This window comes from Thalassococcus profundi, assembly GCF_003344785.1.
Classification (GTDB): domain Bacteria; phylum Pseudomonadota; class Alphaproteobacteria; order Rhodobacterales; family Rhodobacteraceae; genus Puniceibacterium; species Puniceibacterium profundi.
Genome location: NZ_QPMK01000013.1, coordinates 83,547 through 103,769 on the forward strand (window position 1 = coordinate 83,547; position 20,223 = coordinate 103,769).

Annotated in this window: 23 protein-coding genes; 11 read left to right on the plus strand and 12 right to left on the minus strand. The window is 66.3% G+C overall.

Annotation, left to right across the window (positions count from 1 at the left end):
• The first annotated feature begins 119 nt into the window (after nt 1-119).
• A complete protein-coding gene (locus DU478_RS23155; protein ID WP_199488358.1) occupies nt 120-257 on the plus strand; it encodes a hypothetical protein in 138 nt (45 codons plus the stop codon).
• Nucleotides 258-468: 211 nt separating this feature from the next.
• The gene (locus tag DU478_RS15605) at nt 469-1,254 is read left to right on the plus strand and encodes a Hint domain-containing protein (RefSeq protein WP_233501349.1); all 786 of its coding nucleotides are present in this window, start codon (nt 469-471) and stop codon (nt 1,252-1,254) included.
• Between the two features lie 8 nt (nt 1,255-1,262).
• On the opposite strand, the gene DU478_RS15610 is transcribed toward DU478_RS15605, so the two are convergent.
• Nucleotides 1,263-1,763, minus strand: a complete 501-nt coding sequence (locus DU478_RS15610) for an Lrp/AsnC family transcriptional regulator (RefSeq protein WP_114511953.1) — start codon at nt 1,761-1,763, stop codon at nt 1,263-1,265.
• 213 nt (nt 1,764-1,976) lie between these two features.
• Between DU478_RS15610 and trxB the strand changes: the two genes are divergently transcribed.
• The 3 genes from trxB to DU478_RS15625 all read left to right on the plus strand — a co-directional run bounded on the left by trxB (nt 1,977) and on the right by DU478_RS15625 (nt 5,595).
• Entirely contained in the window at nt 1,977-2,966 is a 990-nt protein-coding gene (trxB, locus tag DU478_RS15615) for a thioredoxin-disulfide reductase (RefSeq protein ID WP_114511897.1), read from the plus strand.
• Nucleotides 2,967-3,030: 64 nt separating this feature from the next.
• Entirely contained in the window at nt 3,031-3,363 is a 333-nt protein-coding gene (locus DU478_RS15620; RefSeq protein ID WP_114511898.1) for a ribonuclease E inhibitor RraB, read from the plus strand.
• Nucleotides 3,364-3,525: 162 nt separating this feature from the next.
• Nucleotides 3,526-5,595 (plus strand): bifunctional sulfate adenylyltransferase/adenylylsulfate kinase, encoded by a 2,070-nt coding sequence (locus DU478_RS15625; protein ID WP_114511899.1) that lies wholly within the window; start codon nt 3,526-3,528, stop codon nt 5,593-5,595.
• A gap of 116 nt (nt 5,596-5,711) precedes the next feature.
• Here DU478_RS15625 and DU478_RS15630 read toward each other — a convergent pair whose 3' ends face one another.
• Together DU478_RS15630 and DU478_RS15635 are read right to left on the minus strand one after the other, a co-directional pair.
• On the minus strand, nt 5,712-5,939 hold the full coding sequence (locus DU478_RS15630) for a DUF1150 family protein (protein WP_114511900.1): 228 nt from the start codon (nt 5,937-5,939) through the stop codon (nt 5,712-5,714).
• Nucleotides 5,940-5,943: 4 nt separating this feature from the next.
• Entirely contained in the window at nt 5,944-6,357 is a 414-nt protein-coding gene (locus DU478_RS15635; RefSeq protein WP_114511901.1) for an Hsp20 family protein, read from the minus strand.
• Between the two features lie 158 nt (nt 6,358-6,515).
• Here DU478_RS15635 and DU478_RS15640 point away from each other — a divergent pair, with 158 nt between their 5' ends.
• The 3 genes from DU478_RS15640 (at nt 6,516) to DU478_RS15650 (ending at nt 8,667) form a co-directional block, all read left to right on the plus strand.
• Nucleotides 6,516-6,740: a YdcH family protein gene (locus DU478_RS15640; RefSeq protein WP_114511902.1), complete on the plus strand. Its 225-nt coding sequence runs from the start codon at nt 6,516-6,518 to the stop codon at nt 6,738-6,740.
• Nucleotides 6,741-7,013: 273 nt separating this feature from the next.
• Nucleotides 7,014-7,508, plus strand: coding sequence for a 5-(carboxyamino)imidazole ribonucleotide mutase (gene purE / locus DU478_RS15645; RefSeq protein WP_114511903.1), 495 nt, complete (start codon nt 7,014-7,016; stop codon nt 7,506-7,508).
• A 79-nt stretch (nt 7,509-7,587) separates the two neighbouring features.
• Nucleotides 7,588-8,667, plus strand: a complete 1,080-nt coding sequence (locus DU478_RS15650) for a 5-(carboxyamino)imidazole ribonucleotide synthase (RefSeq protein WP_114511904.1) — start codon at nt 7,588-7,590, stop codon at nt 8,665-8,667.
• A 99-nt stretch (nt 8,668-8,766) separates the two neighbouring features.
• On the opposite strand, the gene DU478_RS15655 is transcribed toward DU478_RS15650, so the two are convergent.
• Nucleotides 8,767-9,912: an alpha-D-ribose 1-methylphosphonate 5-triphosphate diphosphatase gene (locus DU478_RS15655; RefSeq protein ID WP_114511905.1), complete on the minus strand. Its 1,146-nt coding sequence runs from the start codon at nt 9,910-9,912 to the stop codon at nt 8,767-8,769.
• Nucleotides 9,902-10,660: an alpha/beta fold hydrolase gene (locus DU478_RS15660; protein ID WP_114511906.1), complete on the minus strand. Its 759-nt coding sequence runs from the start codon at nt 10,658-10,660 to the stop codon at nt 9,902-9,904. Before DU478_RS15660 ends, DU478_RS15655 begins: the two co-directional genes overlap by 11 nt.
• A gap of 61 nt (nt 10,661-10,721) precedes the next feature.
• Here DU478_RS15660 and DU478_RS15665 point away from each other — a divergent pair, with 61 nt between their 5' ends.
• Nucleotides 10,722-11,162: an NUDIX domain-containing protein gene (locus DU478_RS15665; RefSeq protein WP_114511907.1), complete on the plus strand. Its 441-nt coding sequence runs from the start codon at nt 10,722-10,724 to the stop codon at nt 11,160-11,162.
• On the opposite strand, the gene DU478_RS15670 is transcribed toward DU478_RS15665, so the two are convergent.
• From DU478_RS15670 to DU478_RS15680, 3 genes are all read right to left on the minus strand, one after another.
• On the minus strand, nt 11,159-12,004 hold the full coding sequence (locus DU478_RS15670; protein ID WP_114511908.1) for a DMT family transporter: 846 nt from the start codon (nt 12,002-12,004) through the stop codon (nt 11,159-11,161). The genes DU478_RS15665 and DU478_RS15670 overlap by 4 nt on opposite strands.
• 181 nt (nt 12,005-12,185) lie before the next feature.
• Nucleotides 12,186-13,829 carry a chaperonin GroEL gene (gene groL / locus DU478_RS15675; RefSeq protein WP_114511909.1) on the minus strand — a complete coding sequence of 548 codons (1,644 nt, stop codon included), beginning with the start codon at nt 13,827-13,829 and terminating at the stop codon, nt 12,186-12,188.
• Between the two features lie 47 nt (nt 13,830-13,876).
• On the minus strand, nt 13,877-14,188 hold the full coding sequence (locus DU478_RS15680; protein ID WP_114511910.1) for a co-chaperone GroES: 312 nt from the start codon (nt 14,186-14,188) through the stop codon (nt 13,877-13,879).
• Between the two features lie 299 nt (nt 14,189-14,487).
• Here DU478_RS15680 and DU478_RS15685 point away from each other — a divergent pair, with 299 nt between their 5' ends.
• Nucleotides 14,488-14,778: a hypothetical protein gene (locus tag DU478_RS15685; RefSeq protein WP_114511911.1), complete on the plus strand. Its 291-nt coding sequence runs from the start codon at nt 14,488-14,490 to the stop codon at nt 14,776-14,778.
• A gap of 71 nt (nt 14,779-14,849) precedes the next feature.
• Here the strand turns inward: DU478_RS15685 and DU478_RS15690 are convergent, their stop codons facing one another.
• Nucleotides 14,850-15,530, minus strand: a complete 681-nt coding sequence (locus DU478_RS15690) for a DUF2161 domain-containing phosphodiesterase (protein ID WP_114511912.1) — start codon at nt 15,528-15,530, stop codon at nt 14,850-14,852.
• Nucleotides 15,531-15,608: 78 nt separating this feature from the next.
• Here DU478_RS15690 and DU478_RS15695 point away from each other — a divergent pair, with 78 nt between their 5' ends.
• Nucleotides 15,609-16,601 (plus strand): TraB/GumN family protein, encoded by a 993-nt coding sequence (locus DU478_RS15695; protein ID WP_114511913.1) that lies wholly within the window; start codon nt 15,609-15,611, stop codon nt 16,599-16,601.
• A 48-nt stretch (nt 16,602-16,649) separates the two neighbouring features.
• On the opposite strand, the gene DU478_RS15700 is transcribed toward DU478_RS15695, so the two are convergent.
• The 3 genes from DU478_RS15700 to dut are packed head-to-tail and all read right to left on the minus strand — an operon-like array spanning nt 16,650 to nt 20,203.
• Complete coding sequence (locus DU478_RS15700; protein ID WP_114511914.1) at nt 16,650-18,671, minus strand: M3 family metallopeptidase; 2,022 nt, start codon at nt 18,669-18,671, stop codon at nt 16,650-16,652.
• 54 nt (nt 18,672-18,725) lie between these two features.
• The gene (locus DU478_RS15705) at nt 18,726-19,766 is read right to left on the minus strand and encodes a HesA/MoeB/ThiF family protein (protein ID WP_114511915.1); all 1,041 of its coding nucleotides are present in this window, start codon (nt 19,764-19,766) and stop codon (nt 18,726-18,728) included.
• Nucleotides 19,766-20,203 (minus strand): dUTP diphosphatase, encoded by a 438-nt coding sequence (gene dut, locus DU478_RS15710; protein ID WP_114511916.1) that lies wholly within the window; start codon nt 20,201-20,203, stop codon nt 19,766-19,768. Before dut ends, DU478_RS15705 begins: the two co-directional genes overlap by 1 nt.
• Between the last annotated feature and the right edge of the window lie 20 nt (nt 20,204-20,223).

Consider the following 20,223-nt stretch of genomic DNA (forward strand, 5'->3'; position numbering starts at 1 on the left):
GCCGCACCTCTCTCGATTATTTCCAATTTTCCGACAATCAGCCCAAAATTGTCCAAACCTTGCCGCATTGCGCCGTCAAATTGAGAGCATCGAACAACCGCACTCAAAGGATCGCCGCGATGAAAACCCGCTTTATCAAATCCATCGTCAAGACCGCACAAACCACCGAGGTGGAGATGCCCTGGACCCGCGGCGCACGCCGGACGGCCTTTATCGCAAAGCGCACTGCCGCCCCGGTGCAGCGCAAGAGCGCGTGACGCGATTCGACGCAAATGTGGCAGGCTTGACCGCCTGACACGAACAATTTCCCTCCCCTGGCCGGATTGGCCTCTCCTCCCGCGCCAATCCGGCCCAATTTTTGACACTTGTGCCGAAAATGAAGTTTAAACTAAGGACGATTTAGCCACAGTCCTTTCGGCGTTGTTGGTGGGGGCCAGCACGAATGTGACCAACCTCAGGGGTGTTCACATGGCCAGCCTACCGTTCAGCACCGCAGGTGCGACCCACGCTCTCCGTCACCCGGCCCCGGCCGAGCAGCGGATGCCCGTCGAACCGGCCAAGCGCGGCGTCTCGCTGATGCGGCGCTACGAGGTATCGGCGCTGCTGCCCGACCTGACACTCGTCCAGAAGACCCACGTCGCTCCGGCGAGCCCGCTGTTCGAAGGCACGGCAAGCGCCTTTGCGCGCGGCACGCCGATCCGGACAGTGCGCGGCCAGGTGGCGGTCGAGGACCTGCTGCCCGGCGACTACATCGAAACGGTGAAAGGCCCGGCACCGGTGGTCTGGATCGGCTCGACCACCTATGTGCCCGGCGTGGCCGACGCCAATTCCAGCCTCACCAGCCTGACCCGCATTACCGCCGACGGCTTTGGCATGGGGCGGCCGATGTCCGACCTGCTGCTGGGCCCCGCGGCGCGCATGATACTGCGCCGGGACAGGCTGCGCAGCATCCTCGGTGGTGACGCGGTGTTCGTCCCGGTCCAGGACTATGCCGACGGCGACCGGATCTTTGCGGTCGAACCGGGCGGATCGGTGCAGATGTTCCACCTGATGTTGCAGAAACATTCGACGATACGCGTCGGCGGGCTCGAGATGGACACCTATCACCCCGGCCGCGCGCTGTCGTCCACCCTCGGGCACAACATGCGCGCGCTGTTCCTGTCGATGTTCCCGAACATCGAACAGGTCGCAGATTTCGGAGAACTCTGCCTGCCCCGCACCACGCGCGAGGTGATAGACAACCTACCCTGCTGAGCCGTCCATCAAGCGGACTTGCTCAGCCTTTCCTCGAGCACTTCGAATGGCACGCCCGGTTCGTCCTTGGCGCCGCGGATCACCAGGCTGGTCTTGACGCTGCCGACGTTCGGCGCGGTCAGAAGCTGCGAGGTCAGGAAGGTCTGAAAGGTGCTGAGATCGGGCGCCACGCATTTCAGCACGAAATCCACCTCGCCGTTCAGCATGTGGCATTCGCGGACCAGCGGCCAGTTGCGGCAGCGCTCCTCGAAGGCCGAGAGATCCGCCTCGGCCTGACTCTGCAGACCGACCATGGCAAAGACCTGCACCTCGAAGCCCAGTTCGCGCGGATCGACATCGGCGTGATAACCGCGGATGAATCCCTGCTCCTCGAGCGTGCGCACCCGGCGCAGGCACGGCGGCGCGGAGATTCCCACGCGTTTGGCAAGCTCCACGTTGGTCATGCGACCGTCCGCCTGCAATTCGGACAGAATCTTGCGGTCGATCGGATCAAGCCTGTGTGACGGCACGTCGGGCACCCCTCCCTCGTTTTCGCATTTGTATACCATCGTCGCAGTTGCGCGCAATAATATTTCGCAAAAGCGCAAGATTATTAACAGATCGGCAAAGTGGGCGGCGCTGACCCCGCCTGTCGGTCCGGGGGTTTGCGCCGCCCGGCGCAATGGCTATATGCAGGGTCCAGTTTCCCGGCACAAGCGCCGCCAGACGACGAGGTTCAGCAGATGACCGACACGCGCCACACCAAGGTTCTCATCATCGGGTCCGGGCCTGCGGGCTACACCGCCGGTGTCTATGCCAGCCGCGCCATGCTCGAGCCGATCCTGGTTCAGGGGATCGAACCGGGCGGCCAGCTGACCACCACCACCGAGGTCGAGAACTGGCCCGGCGACACCGAGGTGCAGGGCCCCGACCTCATGGTCCGGATGGAGGCGCATGCCCGCGCCATGGGCTGCGAGATCGTCGGCGACATCATCACCTCGCTCGACATGGACCGCCGTCCCTTCGTGGCGCAGTCGGACAGCGGCACGGTCTACACCGCCGATGCGGTGATCCTGGCGACCGGCGCGCGGGCCAAGTGGCTTGGCCTGCCCAGCGAGGAAAAGTTCAAGGGGTTCGGCGTGTCGGCCTGCGCCACCTGCGACGGGTTCTTCTACCGCGGGCAGGAAATCGTGGTGATCGGTGGCGGCAACACCGCCGTGGAAGAGGCGCTGTTCCTGACCAACTTCGCCTCCAAGGTGACGCTGATCCACCGCCGCGACGAACTGCGCGCGGAAAAGATCCTGCAGGACCGGCTTTTCAAGAACCCCAAGATCGAAACCCTGTGGTTCCACGAACTGGCCGAGGTGACGGGTACCGAGATGCCGCAAAGCGTCGAAGGCGTGAAGGTGCGCAACGTCAAGACCGGCGAAATCACCGAAATCCCCTGCAAGGGTGTCTTTGTCGCCATCGGCCACGCGCCGTCCAACGAACTGGTCAAGGACAAGCTTGAAACCCACATGGGCGGCTATGTCGTGACCAAGCCCGACAGCACCGCGACATCCATTCCCGGCATCTTCGCCGCCGGCGACCTGACCGACCACAAGTACCGGCAGGCGGTCACCAGCGCCGGGATGGGCTGCATGGCGGCACTGGAGGCCGAGCGCTGGCTGGCCGAACAGGGCGAAGCCGCCGAGCCCGATCCCGAGGCGGCGAACGAACCCGAAAGCGCCTGATTCCCGCGCCCCGCCCCCGGCCCTTACAGGCCGGGCCCCTTTCCCGTGGCCTGAAGGCTGACCCATGACGCATGATTTTGCCGCGCAGAAGGCAGAGACCTTTGCCACCTTTGCCGAGATCACCGACGGCGCCGACCTGCCCGACACGGCGGATATCGACTTCTTCTTCCTCCCGGACAGCGAAGAGTCCGACTGGCGGCCGCTCGCCGACGCGCTGAGCCGCGACGGCTATGTCTGCGAATGGGCCGACCCGGAAGAGGACGACGGGCCCTATCTCGTCGCCACCCTGCCCGACCAGCCGCTGTCCGCCGGCAGCCTCTGGGCCGCCGAAGAGGTGGCGACTCGCGCCGCGCTCGATCATGGTTTCAGCCCGGATGGCTGGGGGTTCGAAAGCTGACGTCCGTCCCGGGCCGATAGCGCGCCAGCCTTCCCAATCCGCCATGCACGCCACGCAAAGCGGCTTTTCGGCAACAATGCACCGATCCGCGATTTTCGGGGTTTCGCGACAGCATTCGCCTGTGCGATGCGTTCATCCGTGAACACACTTTGAGTCGCCGCTATGAACGCGCATCCGACAACACCCGCCCTGCCCGAGGAAGACCAGCTCTTCCGGCTTCTGCGCCAGCTCGACCTGGCGCCGAACGCATCTCAGCGGGTGACGGCAGAAGCGCTCGGCATCTCGCTCGGGCGCCTCAACGCCTGGCTGCGTGCCGCCGCCGACGCAGGGCTCGTGCACATCACCGAACGCACCGGACCCGATCGCCGCCAGCGGTTCAGCTACGCACTGACCATGCGCGGCGGCGCTGAAAAGCTGCGACTCACCGACCGTTTCCTTGCCCGCAAATTCGCCGAATTCGACGCCCTTCACGCAGAGCTGACCGGCTCTGCCAGCGGGCTCGTCCCCCTCAAGTACAGGAGCACCCAAATGCAGAACAACCTCGCCCCCATCCCCGAGCTCTACGTGAGCTACGAGAGCGCGCAGAAACTCAAGGTCGAAGCCGCCGACCTGACCTCGCACGACCTCAGCCCGCGCCAGATCTGCGATCTTGAACTGCTGATGAACGGCGGCTTCAACCCGCTCAAGGGCTTTCTGAGCGAAGAGGATTACAACAGCGTTGTCGAAAACATGCGTCTGGCCAGCGGCGCGCTCTGGCCGATGCCGATCACGCTCGACGTCAGCGAAAAATTCGCCGAGACGATCGAGGAAGGCCAGGACATCGCCCTGCGCGACCAGGAGGGCGTGATCCTCGCCACCATGACTGTCACCGACAAATGGGTGCCCAACAAGGCGCGCGAGGCCGAACTGGTCTTTGGCGCCGACGACGTCGCGCATCCGGCGGTCAACTACCTGCACAACACCGCGGGCAAGGTCTACCTCGGCGGCCCCGTCACCGGCATCCAGCAGCCGGTGCATTACGATTTCCGCGCCCGCCGCGACACGCCCAACGAGCTGCGGTCGTATTTCCGCAAGGTCGGCTGGCGCAAGGTCGTGGCGTTCCAGACCCGTAACCCGCTGCACCGCGCGCACCAGGAACTGACCTTCCGCGCCGCCAAGGAAGCACAGGCCAACCTGCTGATCCACCCGGTCGTGGGCATGACCAAGCCCGGCGACGTCGATCATTTCACCCGCGTGCGCTGCTACGAGGCGGTGCTGGACAAGTATCCGCAGTCGACCACCTCCATGTCGCTCCTGAACCTCGCCATGCGCATGGCCGGCCCGCGCGAGGCGGTCTGGCACGGGCTGATCCGCGCCAACCACGGATGCACGCATTTCATCGTCGGCCGCGATCACGCGGGCCCCGGCAAGAACAGCAAGGGCGAGGATTTCTACGGCCCCTACGACGCACAGGAGCTGTTCACGAAGTACAAGGACGAGATCGGCATCGAGATGGTCGATTTCAAACACATGGTCTACGTGCAGGAAAAGGCACAGTACTACCCCGTCTCCGAAGTGCCCGAAGGCTCCACCGTGCTCGACATCTCGGGCACCGAACTGCGGCGCCGCCTGGCCGAGGGCATCGACATTCCTGACTGGTTCTCCTTCCCCGAAGTGGTGCGCGAACTGCGCCGCACCCGTCCGCCGCGGTCCAAGCAGGGCTTTACGGTCTTCTTCACCGGCTTCTCGGGATCGGGCAAGTCGACCATCGCCAACGCGCTGATGGTCAAGCTGATGGAGATGGGCGGCCGTCCCGTCACGCTGCTGGACGGTGACATCGTGCGCAAGAACCTCAGCTCCGAACTGGGCTTCTCGAAGGAACACCGCGACCTCAACATCCGCCGTATCGGCTATGTCGCCTCCGAGATCACCAAGAACGGCGGCATCGCCATCTGCGCTCCCATCGCGCCCTACGCCGCCACCCGCCGCGCGGTGCGCGAAGACATTGAAAGCTTCGGCGCATTCATCGAAGTGCATGTGGCGACCTCGATCGAGGAATGCGAACGGCGCGACCGCAAGGGTCTCTACAAGCTGGCGCGCGAAGGCAAGATCAAGGAGTTCACCGGCATCTCCGATCCCTACGACGTGCCCGAGCACCCGGAACTGCGTGTGGAAACCGAGAATGTCGACGTCGACAACTGCGCGCACCAAGTGATCCTGAAGCTCGAATCGATGGGCCTGATCGCGGGCTGACCTCCGCTATCGCAACCGGCGACCCGATCTTCGGCGCGTCGGTTGCGAACGATCCTAGAAAAACAAAGGCCGCCCGAAAAGGCGGCCTTTGGCATTTCGAAGCGGGTCGATCCGCCTCAGTGCACGGTCACCGGCGCCAGGTTGTTTTCTCGGGCCAAATGAAAGGCCATGTTCCGCTCGGTCACCAGTGCCAGGCGCTCGCCATCGGCGCGGTGCACGGCGTAGAGCGTGTCGATATCCTCGACCTCGCGCTGCACGTCCTCGGGCAGGTCCGCCACAAGCACCGGGCGCACGTAGACCAGGTTCTCCTCGTTCTGACCGTCGAATTCATACTTGGTGTTCATTGGCTTACCCTTTCCTGATCTGAATCGTCTGCACCACCGTTTCGGGTTTGTGCAGGGTGAGATCGACGTGCAGCAGCCCGTTTTCCATGACCGCCTCGCCCACCTCGACGCCTTCGGCCAGCACGAAGGAGCGCTGGAACTGGCGCGCGGCGATGCCGCGGTGCAGGAAGACGCGCTCGTGGCTGTCGTCCCGCGCCCGGCCGCGGATCACCAGCTGGCGGTCCTCCACGGTGATCGACAGCGTGTCCTCGGAGAATCCGGCCACGGCCAGCGTGATCCGGTACGACGCATCCGAGGTCTGTTCGATATTGAAAGGCGGGTAGCCTTCGTTGCCGGACTTGGCGGTCCGCTCCAGAAGCTGTTCCAGCTGCTCAAAGCCCAGCATATGGGGATAGGACCCCAGCGTCATCTTGGTCATCGACACGTCCTTTTTCACAAGCGACCGTCCACAAAAGCCCCGTTATGGCGGCTTTGCCTCATGAATATGGGAAGTGATGGACGGGGGTGCAAGGGCTTTGCGCAGAGGCCGAGAATCGCTATTCTTCGGCTCTGCAAGTCAACTTGAAAGCCTGCCCGATGAATGCGCCAAGCGATATCTCCATGAAGACCGACGATGTCCTGCGGATCGAGCTGGAGGTGTTCCGGCACGAGCATCGCGACCTCGACGAGGCCATCCGCGCGCTGCAGGAACGCGGGACGGCGGATCAGTTGACGCTGCAGCGGCTGAAAAAGAAAAAGCTCCACCTCAAGGACAAGATCGCCCTGATCGAGGACCGCCTGACGCCGGACATCATCGCCTGACCGGCCAGCCGGACCGCAAGCTGCGGCGCCGGAGCCTCCGGCGGGAGGTTTATTGGCAAGATGAAGCCGGGAGCGCGGCGCCCCTGCTTCATCTTGCCGATAAACTCCGGGGGTCCGGGGGCTGGCCCCCGGTTCGACCTACGTCCAGGGTCTGGCCCCGGTCTGAGCTGCGTCCGGAACTGGCTCTCTTGCCAGTAAAAACACCGTCATGCCGCGATTGCCGCGGCGCGCAGAGCAGCTATAGTGCGCGCTTCATAGCCACCGGAGGTCCGCATGTCCGCACAGCCCGTTCCCGTCGGTATCATCATGGGCAGCCAGTCCGACTGGCCCACCATGAAAGAGGCCGCCGACCTGCTCGACACGCTCGGCGTGGCCCATGAGGTGCGCATCGTCTCGGCGCATCGCACGCCCGACCGGCTTTGGGACTATGGCAAGAGCGCCGTGGACCGCGGGCTGCAGGTGATCATCGCGGGCGCGGGCGGGGCGGCGCATCTGCCCGGGATGATGGCGTCGAAGACGCGGGTGCCGGTGATCGGCGTGCCGGTGCAGACCCGGGCGCTGTCGGGGGTCGACAGCCTCTATTCCATCGTCCAGATGCCGCGCGGCTTCCCGGTGGCGACCATGGCCATCGGCGCCGCGGGTGCCGCCAATGCGGCGCTGATGGCGGCGGGGATCCTCGCCCTGCGGGACCCGGAGCTTGCCGCGCGGCTCGACGCCTGGCGTGCCGAACTCTCAGCCTCGATCCCCGATGCGCCCGAGCGCGACTGACGCCGCCGCATCTTTGCCGTTGCACCGGCCCCCGGCCCGCGCCTAAACACGCGCCAAACGTCCCAGACCGGAGCCTCGCATGACCAGCCCCCTGCCCCCCGGATCGACCATCGGCATTATCGGCGGCGGCCAGCTGGGCCGGATGCTGTCGGTTGCCGCAGCACGGCTGGGCTATCGCAGCCACATCTTCGAACCCGGCGCCAACCCGCCCGCGGGTGACGTGGCCCATGCGGTGACCACCGCCGCCTACGACGATGCCAAGGCACTGCGCGCCTTTGCCGAGGCGGTCGATGTGATCACGTACGAATTCGAGAACATTCCCACCGGCGCACTCGACCTTTTGCAAGAGGTGAAACCGATCCGCCCGGGCCGCGAGGCACTGCGGATCAGCCAGGACCGGCTGACGGAAAAGGACTTTCTGCGCGACCTGGGCCTCGCCACGGCCCCCTATGCGGACGTGCCCGACGCCGCGGCCCTGACCGCCGCGATGGAGGAGATCGGCGCGCCCGCAATCCTCAAGACCCGGCGCTTCGGCTATGACGGCAAGGGCCAGGCGCGCATCGCTTCCGTCTCCGAGGCAGCGGCCGCCTTCGAGGAGCTGTCGGGCAGTGCGCTGATCCTCGAAGGCTTCGTTGATTTCAGCACAGAGGTTTCGGTGATCGCCGCCCGCGGGCTTGACGGGTCGGTGGCCTGTTTCGATCCAGGCGAGAACGTGCACCGCGAGGGCATCCTGCGAACGACGACGGTGCCCGCGCGGCTGTCGGCGGCGCAGCGCACCGACGCGGTCCTGTTGGCGGCGCGTATCCTCAACGCGCTTGATTACGTTGGCGTCTTGGGTGTGGAGCTTTTCGTGACGCCGCAAGGCCTCGTCGTCAACGAGATCGCGCCGCGGGTGCACAATTCCGGGCATTGGACGCAGAATGGCTGTGCCGTCGACCAGTTCGAACAGCACATCCGCGCCGTCGCGGGCTGGCCGCTGGGCGATGGGCAGCGCCATTCCGACGTGCGGATGGAGAACCTGATCGGCGACGACTTGGACGGCGTGCCCGAGCTCGCCGCGACCACCCATGCCGCGCTGCACCTTTACGGTAAGGCCGAGGTCAAGGCAGGCCGCAAGATGGGCCACGTGAACCACGTCCTTCCGGCGACCAAAGCCTGAAGCGTTTCGCGGTGGATCTGACTCACGTGGCACCGCCTGAAATCAAAGATTTCAACGCGTTGAGTGGTGCAACGTGAGTCAAATGGCTCGCAAAACGCGCTAGGCGATAAACCGCGCCGCGGCGGTGCCGGTCATGTAGGTGACCGCGCCGTTCGCCAGCGTCGCGCCGACCTGGCCCGTGGCGCGGTCGAGCACCAGCAGGTCGGCGCGCATTCCCGGCACCAGCCTGCCGCGATCCGTCAACCCAAGCACCTGCGCCGGACCCGAAGAGACCAGCGCCCAGGCGGTTGGCATGTCGCAGACGCCCAGCTCGACCAGCCGCAACGCCGCGCGCAGGGGGGCCGGATAGTGGTAGTCCGACGCCAGCGCCGTCACCCGCCCGGCTTCGACGATCTCCAGCGCCGAAACCTTGCCGGCATGGCTGGCACCGCGCACCACGTTGGGCGCGCCCATGACCACCGGCTCGCCCTCGGCCCGCGCCGCCTCTGCCGCCGCAAGGGTTTCAGGGAATTCCGAAATCCGAACATCCCTCGCGCGCCAAGTCTCGCGCGTGGCGGCATCGGGATCATCGTGGCTCCCCAGCCGCACGCCCTTCGCCAAAAGCCGCACGCAGAGCGCGTCGAGCGCGTCGGGCACCTCGGCGGCGCGGGAGTGCAGGCCCTGCATCAGTGCCAGATGCGCCTCGGGGTTGCGGCCGCTTTTCAACGCCTGCCCGGTCAGCCGCGGCGGGCGGCGGCCCGCTGCCAGACGGTCATGCGGCAGGTGGTCGTTGAAGACCACGTAGCCGATGCCGAAGCGGTCGATGGCCGCCTCTGCGCGGGCGTAGTCGTCGAGCAGGAAGGTTTCCAGCCGCAGTTGCGGGCGCAGGTCGGTGGCGATCTTATGGGCAACTTCGGCGATGCTGGCAAAGACATGCTCGGCGAAATCCGGGCCGCGCATCCCGCCTTCCCAGCTGAAGAACTGCGCGAGGACGGCGGTGGTGATGCCGTTTGCGGCGATCTCCGCCGCGCAGGCGGCGACGCCGTGAGACGCCTCGCGCAGCGCCCCCCGGCGCGGGGCCATGTGCCGCTCGAACCCGTCGCCATGCACGTCCACGATGCCGGGCAGCAGGTCGAAGCCCGAAAGGTCCACGCTCTTGCCGCCCGGCCCGTCCGCGATGACGCCGCCCGACAGGGTCAGCGCGCCGCTGTCCCAGCCGCCGGGGCGCAGCACGCGCGCGCCGGTCAGCGTCAGGTCAATCGGCATCTGCGCAAAGCCCGAAAAGACAGGTGATTTCCTCGGCCGAGACCATCTTGGTCCAGTCGAGGTCGGCGTCGAACCGGCCTTCGCGCAGGAACAGCAGCGTCTGCGCCATAACCGCCGGCGCCTGCATGATGAAGGTATGCGTCACCGGCAGGATAAGCTGCGAGGTCATGCCCTCGACACGGGTCGAGGCGACCGAGACCTTGCCGTCATCCGCGCCAGGGATCAGCGCCGAATAGACCGGGTTCAGCGAACGGGTGCCGGCGATGACCCCCAGTTCGAAATCCACCGGCAGCAGGCGCGCGGGCAGATCCTCGGGCCCGGTGCCCAGCTGCTGGCCCGCGGGGCCGTTCACCCAGTCGAAGACCTCCCAGCTGCCCAGCTCGTCCACCAGTTCGCTGCCGTGGTTGGGCGGGGCGAGCATCACCACGCGGCCCAGGTTCGCGGGGCGATTGTCCTGCAGCCAGACCCGCAGCAGGATGCCGCCCATGGAATGGGTGACGAAATGCGTGGTCTCGTCGCCGCATTGCGCCACCGCTTGGGGCAGTGTCTCGTCCACCAATGTCTGAATGCGGGCGGAGGTCGACGGGTAGCCCGGCACCACGGTACGGTAGCCGCGAACCTCGAGCACCCGCGCCATCAGCGCAAAGGAATATTCGCTGCGCGCCAGACCGTGCAGCAGCACGACGCAGTCCGCCCGCGCCATGGGCGCGGCGAGCATCAGGGCAAGAGAGATCGACAGGGCACGCATGGCGCTTGAGATAGGCCCCTTTGCGCGCCTATGAAAGGGACGAGTTGGGAGATTTCGAACCATGACGCCCCGTCTTGCCGTGCGCGCGGTGCTGGTGCACGCGGACCGCCTGCTGCTGGTCAATGCCTACCCTCCGGAGGCGGGCAGCGACCTCTGGTGCGCGCCGGGTGGCGGCGTCGAACGTGGCGCTTCGCTGCCCGACAACCTGCGCCGCGAGATGTTCGAAGAGACGGGGTTGCGGATCGATGTGGGCGCGCTTTGCCTGGTCAACGAATTCCACGCGCCAGAGCGCGGATTCCACCAGGTGGAGGTGTTCTTTCGCTGCACTCTGTCGGGGGGCACACTCGATCCCGCATGGCGCGATCCCGAAGGCGTGGTGACAAAGCGGCGCTGGTTCACGCGGGACGCGCTGGCGGCGATCCGGCTGAAACCCGACCGGCTGCGCGCTCTGCCCTGGGAGGACGGAGTGTTCTACGACCCGCTGGAGCGGATCGTGCGCTAGCGCCGTTGCGGCAGGATCGAGAAGGCCACGCCGCCCAATACGACGGCAGCCGCCAGCACAACGCCCAGGCTTGGCACTTCGGCCAGCAACAGGAACCCGCCTGCCATCGCGATGACAGGCACCGTCAGCTGCGCCACCGCCGCGACGCTCGCCTCGAGACGCGGCAGCACCGTGTACCAGAGCGCATAGCCCAGCCCCGAGGTCACCGCCCCCGACAGAACGGCCAGCATCAAGCCGGGCGTCGCGATCTGCATTTGCGCACCGAAGAAGGCAAGGCTCAGCACCAGCCCGACCGGAACGGCAAGCATGAAGTTCGCCGCCGTCGCCATAAGCGGATCCGCCTCGCCGCGCCCAGCCAGCGAATAGATCCCCCAGCCCAGTCCGGCCGCCGCCATCATGGCGCCGTGAAACACGCTGACCTGCGGGCCAGTGCCGGGCCAGAGCAGCCAGACCAGTCCAGCGAAGGCCAGCGCCGCGCCGATCACGCGCCGGGGCGGCAGGCGGGCACCGTCGCGCAGGGCGCCCGCAAACATCGTGACCTGCACGGTGCCGAACAAGATCAGCGCGCCCACGCCCGCATCGAGTGATACGTAGGCCAGCGAAAATCCGTAGATATAAAGGATCAGGGACAGGACGCCTGTGACCCGTCCGCCTCCGCCGCCCAGTTGCAGCCTGCCGCGCGCCGCGACGGCCAACAGCGCCAGCATGGCCGCGCCGGAGGCCAGCCGCACGATGGCAAAAGTCCCGGCATCGATGCCGCCGTCCACCAGCGCCCAGCGGTTGAGGATGGAATTGGCGGCAAAGGCCACCATGGTCAGGGCGGTGAGGACAAAGAGGCGCATGGCGCGCAAGCTGGCCGAGCGTGCCCCGGTTGGCAAGAGCTGGTGCCGTTAACGCCCGGCACCAAAACGAAAAGGGGCCGCCCGAAGGCGACCCCCTGAAGATGCGAGCGAGGTTGGCTCTCATCGCTTTTCCGATGGAAAAGCGACTGTCGCCTGCCGTCGCATTCCTGCGGAATGCGACTTACATCATGCCGCCCATGCCGCCCATGTCGGGCATGCCGCCGCCGGCGCCTGCGCCTTCTTTCTGCGGCTTGTCGGCCACCATGGCTTCGGTGGTGATCAGCAGGCCGGCGATCGAGGCTGCATCCTCGAGAGCGGTGCGGACAACCTTGGCCGGGTCGATGACGCCGAACTTGAACATGTCGCCATATTCATCGGTCTGGGCGTTGTAGCCGAACTTGAGATCTTCGCTTTCGCGGATTTTGCCCGCAACGACCGATCCGTCGACACCGGCGTTTTCCGCGATCTGACGCAGCGGCGATTCCAGCGCCTTGCGGACGATGGTGATGCCGGCGTTCTGGTCGCTGTTGGCACCTTCCAGTCCGTGCAGCACCTTGGCCGCCTGGACCAGAGCCACGCCACCGCCGACAACGATGCCTTCCTGCACCGCCGCGCGGGTCGCGTTCAGCGCGTCATCGACGCGGTCCTTGCGCTCCTTCACCTCGGTTTCGGTCATGCCGCCGACGCGGATGACGGCAACGCCGCCTGCCAGCTTGGCCACACGCTCCTGCAGCTTCTCGCGGTCGTAGTCCGAGGTGGTTTCCTCGATCTGCGTGCGGATCTGGCTGACGCGCGCCTCGATTTCCGACTTCTCACCGTGGCCGTCGACGATGGTGGTCTCGTCCTTGGTGATGTTGACGGTTTTCGCGGTCCCGAGCATGTCCATGGTGACGTTCTCGAGCTTCATGCCGAGGTCTTCGGAGATGACCTGGCCGCCGGTCAGGATCGCGATGTCCTGCAGCATGGCCTTGCGGCGGTCGCCGAAGCCCGGTGCCTTGACGGCTGCGATCTTGAGGCCGCCGCGCAGCTTGTTGACCACGAGGGTCGCCAGCGCTTCGCCTTCGACGTCTTCGGCGATGATCAGCAGCGGCTTCTGCGACTGGATCACCTGCTCGAGCAGCGGAACCAGCGGCTGCAGCGAGCTCAGCTTCTTCTCGTGCAGCAGGATCATGCAGTCATCGAGTTCCGCGACCATCTTGTCGGCGTTGGTCACGAAGTAGGGCGACAGGTAACCGCGGTCGAACTGCATGCCCTCGACGACGTCGGTCTCGGTTTCGAGACCCTTGTTCTCTTCGACGGTGATGACACCCTCGTTGCCGACCTTCTGCATCGCATCGGCGATCTGGCGGCCGATTTCAGCTTCGCCGTTGGCAGAAATGGTGCCGACCTGCGCGACTTCGGCGCTGTCGTTGACGGGGCGTGCGGCGTTTTTGATCGCCTCGACGACCTTGGAGGTGGCGAGGTCGATGCCGCGCTTGAGGTCCATCGGGTTCATGCCCGCTGCGACCGACTTCATGCCTTCCTTGACGATGGCCTGGGCCAGCACGGTGGCGGTGGTGGTGCCGTCGCCGGCTTCGTCATTGGTGCGGGAAGCGACTTCCTTCACCATCTGCGCGCCCATGTTCTCGAACTTGTCTTCCAGTTCGATTTCCTTGGCGACCGAAACGCCGTCCTTGGTGATGCGCGGGGAGCCAAACGACTTGTCCAGAACCACGTTGCGGCCTTTCGGACCCAGCGTGACCTTGACCGCATCGGCGAGGATGTTCACGCCCTTGAGCATGCGCGAACGGGCGTCAGTATTGAATTTCACGTCCTTGGCAGACATCGGATATCTCCTGTTCTTTGGGTTGAGGGATCAGAGGAAGCGACGGCTCAGGCGGCCTTGGCCGCTTTGTCGTCCTCGATGATGCCCAGAATGTCGCCTTCTTTCATGATCAGCAGCTCTTCGCCATCGACCGTGACTTCGGTGCCGGACCATTTGCCGAACAGGACCTTGTCGCCTGCGGATACGGCCATCTCGATGAGTTCGCCGGAATCCTTGCGTGCGCCTTCACCACAGGCCACAACGATGCCCTCGGCGGGCTTTTCTTTCGCGCTGTCGGGAATGATCAGACCACCCTTGGTCTTCTCGTCGCTTTCCACACGGCGGACCAGCACGCGGTCATGAAGCGGTTTGAATGCCATCTTCGAGTCTCCTTGCTCAAAGTTTCCATGGCCCCCCGTCTTCGGCAGGGCCGTTATCACTCACCCTCGTCGAGTGCTAACGGCGCATAGGTATGGACACGCGCGCCCCCTGTCAACAAGCGAATATGCAAAAATCTTGCGGCGCTCCGGGCGGCGGAAATGAAGGTGTTTTCGCGCCTTTTCACCGCGTCCCTGCCGCCGCGAGAGCCGCGAATTCCGCACCGGCGCCGGAACCAGACCGATCACTGAAAAGTTATGTGGCTGAATGTCATAGATTATCGAACGAAAGAGAGACGTAAATGAGCACAGTTATGAAGGTCATCCTCGCGATCGTCGCGGTTCTGGTGATCGTCTTCGGCTTTTACATGGTCAATGTGGACGTCACGGATGAGGGGTCGCTGCCCGACGTGGACGTGTCGGTCGAGGAAGGCGAGATGCCCGAGGTCGACGCCGATGTGGGTTCCATCGACGTGGGCACCGAAACCGAAGAGGTCACCGTGCCGGATGTCGACGTGGATGTGAGCACGCAGGAAGAAGAAGTCGAAGTGCCGACCATCGAAGTCACGCCGCCGGAAGAAGAGAACAACTGATCCTGGTCGCCGTACGCGCCACCCGAAACAGATACAGCCCCTGCGCCCGTCCCGGCGCGGGGGTTTTCGTGTCAGTTCTCCGGCGCCTCTTCCCAGCTGTCGGCCCAGTGCACCAACCCGGCCCGGCCGTCGTCGGTCAGGGCGTAGATTCCTTTTTCCACCCGTGCGAACCAGCCGTAATGGTTGTCCGCCATGATCCGCGTCGCCGGTTTCACCGACACCGCCCTGGCCACCACCGCACCCTTGCTGGCGCCATGCTCGGCCAGGTAGGCGGCGCAGCGCAGGGCGTCCTGCCGATAGCCGGTGACGATGCCGTGGCGCGTCGCGCCGCCGTCGTTGGGATCGCCGCGCAGCCGGTCGAATTCGCGCAAGAGCTTGGCCTGTCCCTTGCGGTTCTTGCGCGGGGCGTAAGGACCCGGATCGCAAAGCACTTCGGTGACGCCGTCGGCGCGCACTGTGATGAACCCGAGGCCCAGCCGGCGGCAGAGCGCCAGGTTGTCCTTGAGCGCCCGCCGGGCCTGCGGGCCGGTGGGCCGGGGCACGGCGATATAAACGAGATCGGCCAGCGCCTGACGCGCCACCGCCTGGTGAAAGAGTGTGAGCGTGATGCGCAGTTTCAGCTCCACGATCACCGGCGCCTCTTCGCCGCGCCGCGCCACCAGGTCGGCATTGCCGACTTCGCCCTTGACGGCGTAGCCCTGCGCCTGAAGCAGGCGCTTGACCGGGCGATACAGATCACTTTCGCGTTTCATGCCGGCATCCTCGCCCGCCGGGTTGTCGCGGGCAAGACCGCATCCTAAGCTGCCGCGAAACCTCACGGAGCCCCTTCCATGCGCTTGGTTCTCGGCCTGATCGTCACCCTTTTCACCGCCGGGGCGGTGTTCGCGCAATGCTCCGGCGCCGACCTGCGCAGCAGCCTGAGCGACGCCGAACGGCAGGAGCTCGATACGCGTGTCGCCGCGACGCCCTATGCCACCGGCAACCATTGGCTGGCGACGCGCGGCGACATGCGCATCCACCTGATCGGAACGGTGCACCTCGACGATCCGCGGCTCGACGCACCGACCGAGCGGCTGCGCCCGCTGATCGAAGAGGCCGCCGCCCTGTTGCTGGAAATGACGCCCGCGGACGAACAGGCGTTGCAGCAGGACCTGGTCTCGGCGCCGGACAAGCTGCTGCTCACCGACACCACCCTGCCGGAGATCATGAGCGAAGAGGCCTGGGCGGCGCTGTCCGAAGCTGTGACCGCGCGCGGCCTGCCGCCCTTCATGGCGGCCAAATTCCAGCCCTGGTACCTGTCGATGCTGCTCTCGGTGCCGCCTTGTGCGACCGCCACGCTGACCGAGGGCGCCGGGCTCGACAAGCGTCTGGCCCGGATCGCGGAAGGCGCGGAGGTGCCGATGCACGCGCTGGAATCCTACGAGACGATCTTTGCCATGTTCACCGAAGCGCCGATGAGCGAACAGATCGCGATGCTGGAATCGGCGCTGGTGGCCCCGGACGAGGTCGAGGACATGTTCGCCACCCTGCTGGCCAGCTATGTCGATGAAACGACTGCCGAAGGCTGGGAAATCTCGCGCATTCTCGCGCGGCGCTCGGCACCGCTCGAGCCGGGCGAGATTGACGCGGTCTTCGACGCGATGGCGGACGGGTTGCTCACGGACCGAAACCGCGCCTGGATCCCGGTGATCCTCGACGCGGCCGGCACGGCCGAGGGCCGCCCGGTCGTCGTCGCCTTCGGCGCGGCCCACCTGGCCGGTGACACCGGCGTGCTGCAACTGCTGACCGACGAAGGGTTCGAGCTGACCCGCCAGCCGTTCTGACCCGCGAGGACGCCCGCAAGGGCGGAAGAGCGCCTCCCCCGCCCCGGTTCAGGCCGCGAGCCCGCGCCCCTTGAGCAAGGCCTCGACCCCCGGCATCCGACCGCGAAACTTGGTGTACAGCGCCTCGGCCTCTTCGGACCCGCCGGCGGAGAGGATGAACTCTTCGAGCCGCGCCGCGGTCTCCGCATCGAAGGCCGACCCGGCCTCCTCGAAGGCCGCGAAGGCATCCGCGTCCATCACCTCGGACCACATGTAGCTGTAGTAGCCGCTGGAATATCCGTCGCCGGCGAAGACATGCGCGAAATGCGGCGTCGCGTGCCGCATCGGGATCGCCGCCGGCATGCCCAGACCTTCGAGGATTTCCGCCTGCCGCGCCATCACGTCTTCGGGCGGCGGGCCGCTGTGCAACTCCAGGTCCACCAGCGCCGAGGCCACGTATTCCACCGTCTGGAACCCCATGTCGAAGGTTGCCGCCGCCAGTACCTTGTCGAGCAGCGCCTGCGGCATCGGCTCTCCGGTCTCCGCATGGGTGGCGAAGCCTTGCAGCACCTCGGGCACCTCCAGCCAGTGTTCGTAAAGCTGGCTTGGCAATTCGACGAAGTCCCGCGCCACGCTGGTGCCCGAGACCGAGCCGAACGCCACGTCCGACAGGATCTGGTGCAGCGCATGGCCGAATTCGTGGAACAGCGTGCGCGCATCGTCATAGGACAAGAGTGCCGGCTGGCCTTTCGACGGCTTGGCGAAGTTGCAGACGTTCACCACGATCGGCGTCTTCACCTCGGGCCGCCGGGCCTGTGACCGCATCGCAGAACACCAGGCGCCCGAGCGTTTTGAGGCCCGCGCGAAGTAGTCCCCGATGAACACCGCCCGATGCTGCCCGTCGCGCAGCACCTCCCAGACCCGGCAGTCTGGATGGTAGGCCTCGACATCCAGCGCACGGAATTCCAGCCCGAACAGCCGATGCGCGCAGTCGAACGCCGCCTCGATCATCCGGTCGAGCTGCAGGTACGGCTTGAGCTCCGCCTCGTCGAGATCGTGCAGGACCTTGCGCCGCTTCTCGGCGTAGTAGCGCCAGTCCCAGGGCTGCAGCGGGCCGTTGACGCCGTCCTCTTGCAGCAGGGTCTCCATCTCTGCGGCATCGGCCATGGCCTGCGCGCGGGCCGGCGTCCAGACCTGCATCAACAGATTGCGCACCCGGTCGGGGCTGCCGGCCATCTCGGTCTCGAGCTTGTACTCCGCGAAAGTGTCGTAGCCCAGAAGCCGCGCGCGTTCCTCGCGCAGACTCAGCACCTCTTCGGCAATGGCGCGGTTGTCGGTTTCGCCGCCATTGGCCCCGCGCGAGGTCCAGGCCCGCCAGGCGGTTTCGCGCAGGTCGCGACGCGGCGAGAATTGCAGGAACGGCACGATCAGCGACCGGCTGAGCGTGATCGCCGGACCGTCAGTGCCCAGTTCCTCGCCCGCCGCGCGGGCCGACGCCTTGACGAACTCCGGCAGGCCTTCGAGGTCCGTATCGCTCAGGGCCATGTGCCAGCCTGCTTCGTCCGCCAGCAGGTTCTGGGTGAACTGCGTGCCCAGCACCGCCAGGCGCGACTTTACCTCTTTCATGCGCTCCGCCTCGGCGCCGGTCAGCGCCGCCCCCGCTCGGACAAAGCCGCGATGCGTAAGCATCAGCACCCGCGCCTCCTCGGACGTCAGGTCCAGCCCTTCCCGCGTGTCCCAGAGCGTCCTCACCCGGTCGAACAGCTGCGCATTGCCGTAGATCGCCGAGGAATGCGCCGCGAGCTTGGGCGAAAATTCCCGCTGCAACGCCTGCCGTTCGGGGTTGCTGTCGGCCCCCGCCAGCGAGAAGAACACCGACAGCACCTTGTCCAGCGCCTCGCCCGCGCCCTCCATCGCCTCGATCGTGTTGGCGAAACTCGGCGGTTCGGGGTTTTCGGCGATGGCGGTGATCTCGGCCATGTGCCGGGCCAGCGCCGTGTCCAGCGCGGGCGCGAAATCGTCGTCGGAAATCTTGGCGAAGGGGGTGATGCCGAAAGGCGTGTCCCACGCGGCGAGCAGCGGATTGGTCATGTCGGAACTCCTTTGCCAGATAGCTAGGGCGTCGGGGCGCCCGGTGCAATCGCCTCAGCCGCAGACCGGGCAGTCGCCGCGCCGCTTCGTGGCGATCTTTCGGGTCTCGCCCCAGAGCGCGTCGTAGATCAGCATCTCGCCCCGCAGCGGCTGGCCCGCGCCGGTCAGCAGCTTCACCGCCTCGACCGCCATCATCGCGCCGACGACGCCCGGCAACGGGCCCAGCACCCCGGCCTCGGCGCAGGAGGGCGCGAGGCCCGGCGCCGGCGCTTCGGGAAAGAGGCACTGGTAGCAGGGGCCGCTCTCCTTGGGGTGAAAGACCGACAGCTGCCCCTCCCACTGGCTGAGCGCGCCCGACACCAGCGGCCGCCCCAGCGCCACGGCGGTGCGGTTCGCCAGATAGCGGGTGGCGAAATTGTCGGTCCCGTCGAGGATCACGTCGTACTCCGCGAACAGCCCTGCCGCGATGCCGTCGTCGAGCCGCCGATGATAGGGCTTCACGGTCACATGCGGGTTCTGCGCTGTTATCGCCGCTTCGGCGGAAAAGACCTTGGCCTTCCCGATGTCGCGGTCGCGGTGGATCACCTGGCGCTGCAGGTTGGCATTCTCGACCGTGTCGTCGTCGATCACGCCGATGGTGCCGACCCCCGCCGCCGCGAGATATTGCAGCGCCGGCGCACCCAGGCCGCCTGCACCGATCACCAGAACCCGGCCCGCCTTGAGCCGCTTCTGCCCCGGCCCGCCGATCTCGCGCAGGACGATGTGGCGGGCATAGCGGTCCAGCTCCGATTCGCCGAAGCTGCCGGGCGTCGGCGCCGGGGCCTCTGCGGCTTCCCTGGCTTGCGCCTTGCCGCGCAGCCAGCCCAGCCCGGCGCGATAGATCAGTACCAGCACGACCCCGCCGCCCAGGATCAGCCAGAGCGCCGCACTTTCCCCGGTCGCCATGCGCAGCGGATGGCCGTCGGGCAGCACCAGGTGCAGCATCAGCACGCCTACATAGAGCAGCCCGACCATGATCAGCCGCGCCTGCCGCGGCGCGCCCATCAGGTGCCCGACGCCCCAGAGCGCCGCCGCCATGGCCAGCACCAGCAGCATCAGCGCCTGCCCGTGGAGCCGAAGCCCCCGTCGCCGCGCGCCGTGCCCTCCAGCGCCTCCGCCACCGCGAAGTCCGCCCGCACGACCGGCGCGACGACCATCTGCGCGATCCGGTCACCGTGGCGGATCTCGAACGGATCGGAGCCCGCGTTCAGGACGATCACGCCCACCGGCCCGCGGTAATCGCTGTCGATGGTGCCGGGGCTGTTGGGCAGAGCGATGCCGTGCTTCAGGGCCAGCCCGGAGCGCGGCCGCACCTGCACCTCGTAACCCTCGGGCACCGCCATGCGCAGCCCGGTCGGCACCAATGCGCGCGCGCCCGGTTCCAGGTGCACGACGCCCCGGTCGGCGAGGTTCGCGCGCAGATCCGCCCCCGCCGCACCGGCGCTGGCATAGTGCGGCAGGCCCAGCGACCGGTCCGCCCCGTCGTCCCACATCAGATCAATCGTGACCACGC

Bases quoted from the DNA above. Each gene is read 5' to 3' on its own strand.
- DU478_RS23155 (WP_199488358.1), top strand. From the start codon at position 120: ATGAAAACCCGCTTTATCAAATCCATCGTCAAGACCGCACAAACCACC.
- DU478_RS15605 (WP_233501349.1), top strand. From the start codon at position 469: ATGGCCAGCCTACCGTTCAGCACCGCAGGTGCGACCCACGCTCTCCGT.
- trxB (WP_114511897.1), top strand. From the start codon at position 1,977: ATGACCGACACGCGCCACACCAAGGTTCTCATCATCGGGTCCGGGCCT.
- DU478_RS15620 (WP_114511898.1), top strand. From the start codon at position 3,031: ATGACGCATGATTTTGCCGCGCAGAAGGCAGAGACCTTTGCCACCTTT.
- DU478_RS15625 (WP_114511899.1), top strand. From the start codon at position 3,526: ATGAACGCGCATCCGACAACACCCGCCCTGCCCGAGGAAGACCAGCTC.
- DU478_RS15630 (WP_114511900.1), bottom strand. From the start codon at position 5,939: ATGAACACCAAGTATGAATTCGACGGTCAGAACGAGGAGAACCTGGTC.
- DU478_RS15635 (WP_114511901.1), bottom strand. From the start codon at position 6,357: ATGACCAAGATGACGCTGGGGTCCTATCCCCATATGCTGGGCTTTGAG.
- DU478_RS15640 (WP_114511902.1), top strand. From the start codon at position 6,516: ATGAATGCGCCAAGCGATATCTCCATGAAGACCGACGATGTCCTGCGG.
- purE (WP_114511903.1), top strand. From the start codon at position 7,014: ATGTCCGCACAGCCCGTTCCCGTCGGTATCATCATGGGCAGCCAGTCC.
- DU478_RS15650 (WP_114511904.1), top strand. From the start codon at position 7,588: ATGACCAGCCCCCTGCCCCCCGGATCGACCATCGGCATTATCGGCGGC.
- DU478_RS15655 (WP_114511905.1), bottom strand. From the start codon at position 9,912: ATGCCGATTGACCTGACGCTGACCGGCGCGCGCGTGCTGCGCCCCGGC.
- DU478_RS15660 (WP_114511906.1), bottom strand. From the start codon at position 10,660: ATGCGTGCCCTGTCGATCTCTCTTGCCCTGATGCTCGCCGCGCCCATG.
- DU478_RS15665 (WP_114511907.1), top strand. From the start codon at position 10,722: ATGACGCCCCGTCTTGCCGTGCGCGCGGTGCTGGTGCACGCGGACCGC.
- DU478_RS15670 (WP_114511908.1), bottom strand. From the start codon at position 12,004: ATGCGCCTCTTTGTCCTCACCGCCCTGACCATGGTGGCCTTTGCCGCC.
- groL (WP_114511909.1), bottom strand. From the start codon at position 13,829: ATGTCTGCCAAGGACGTGAAATTCAATACTGACGCCCGTTCGCGCATG.
- DU478_RS15680 (WP_114511910.1), bottom strand. From the start codon at position 14,188: ATGGCATTCAAACCGCTTCATGACCGCGTGCTGGTCCGCCGTGTGGAA.
- DU478_RS15685 (WP_114511911.1), top strand. From the start codon at position 14,488: ATGAGCACAGTTATGAAGGTCATCCTCGCGATCGTCGCGGTTCTGGTG.
- DU478_RS15690 (WP_114511912.1), bottom strand. From the start codon at position 15,530: ATGAAACGCGAAAGTGATCTGTATCGCCCGGTCAAGCGCCTGCTTCAG.
- DU478_RS15695 (WP_114511913.1), top strand. From the start codon at position 15,609: ATGCGCTTGGTTCTCGGCCTGATCGTCACCCTTTTCACCGCCGGGGCG.
- DU478_RS15700 (WP_114511914.1), bottom strand. From the start codon at position 18,671: ATGACCAATCCGCTGCTCGCCGCGTGGGACACGCCTTTCGGCATCACC.
- DU478_RS15705 (WP_114511915.1), bottom strand. From the start codon at position 19,766: ATGCTGCTGGTGCTGGCCATGGCGGCGGCGCTCTGGGGCGTCGGGCAC.
- dut (WP_114511916.1), bottom strand. From the start codon at position 20,203: ATGTGGGACGACGGGGCGGACCGGTCGCTGGGCCTGCCGCACTATGCC.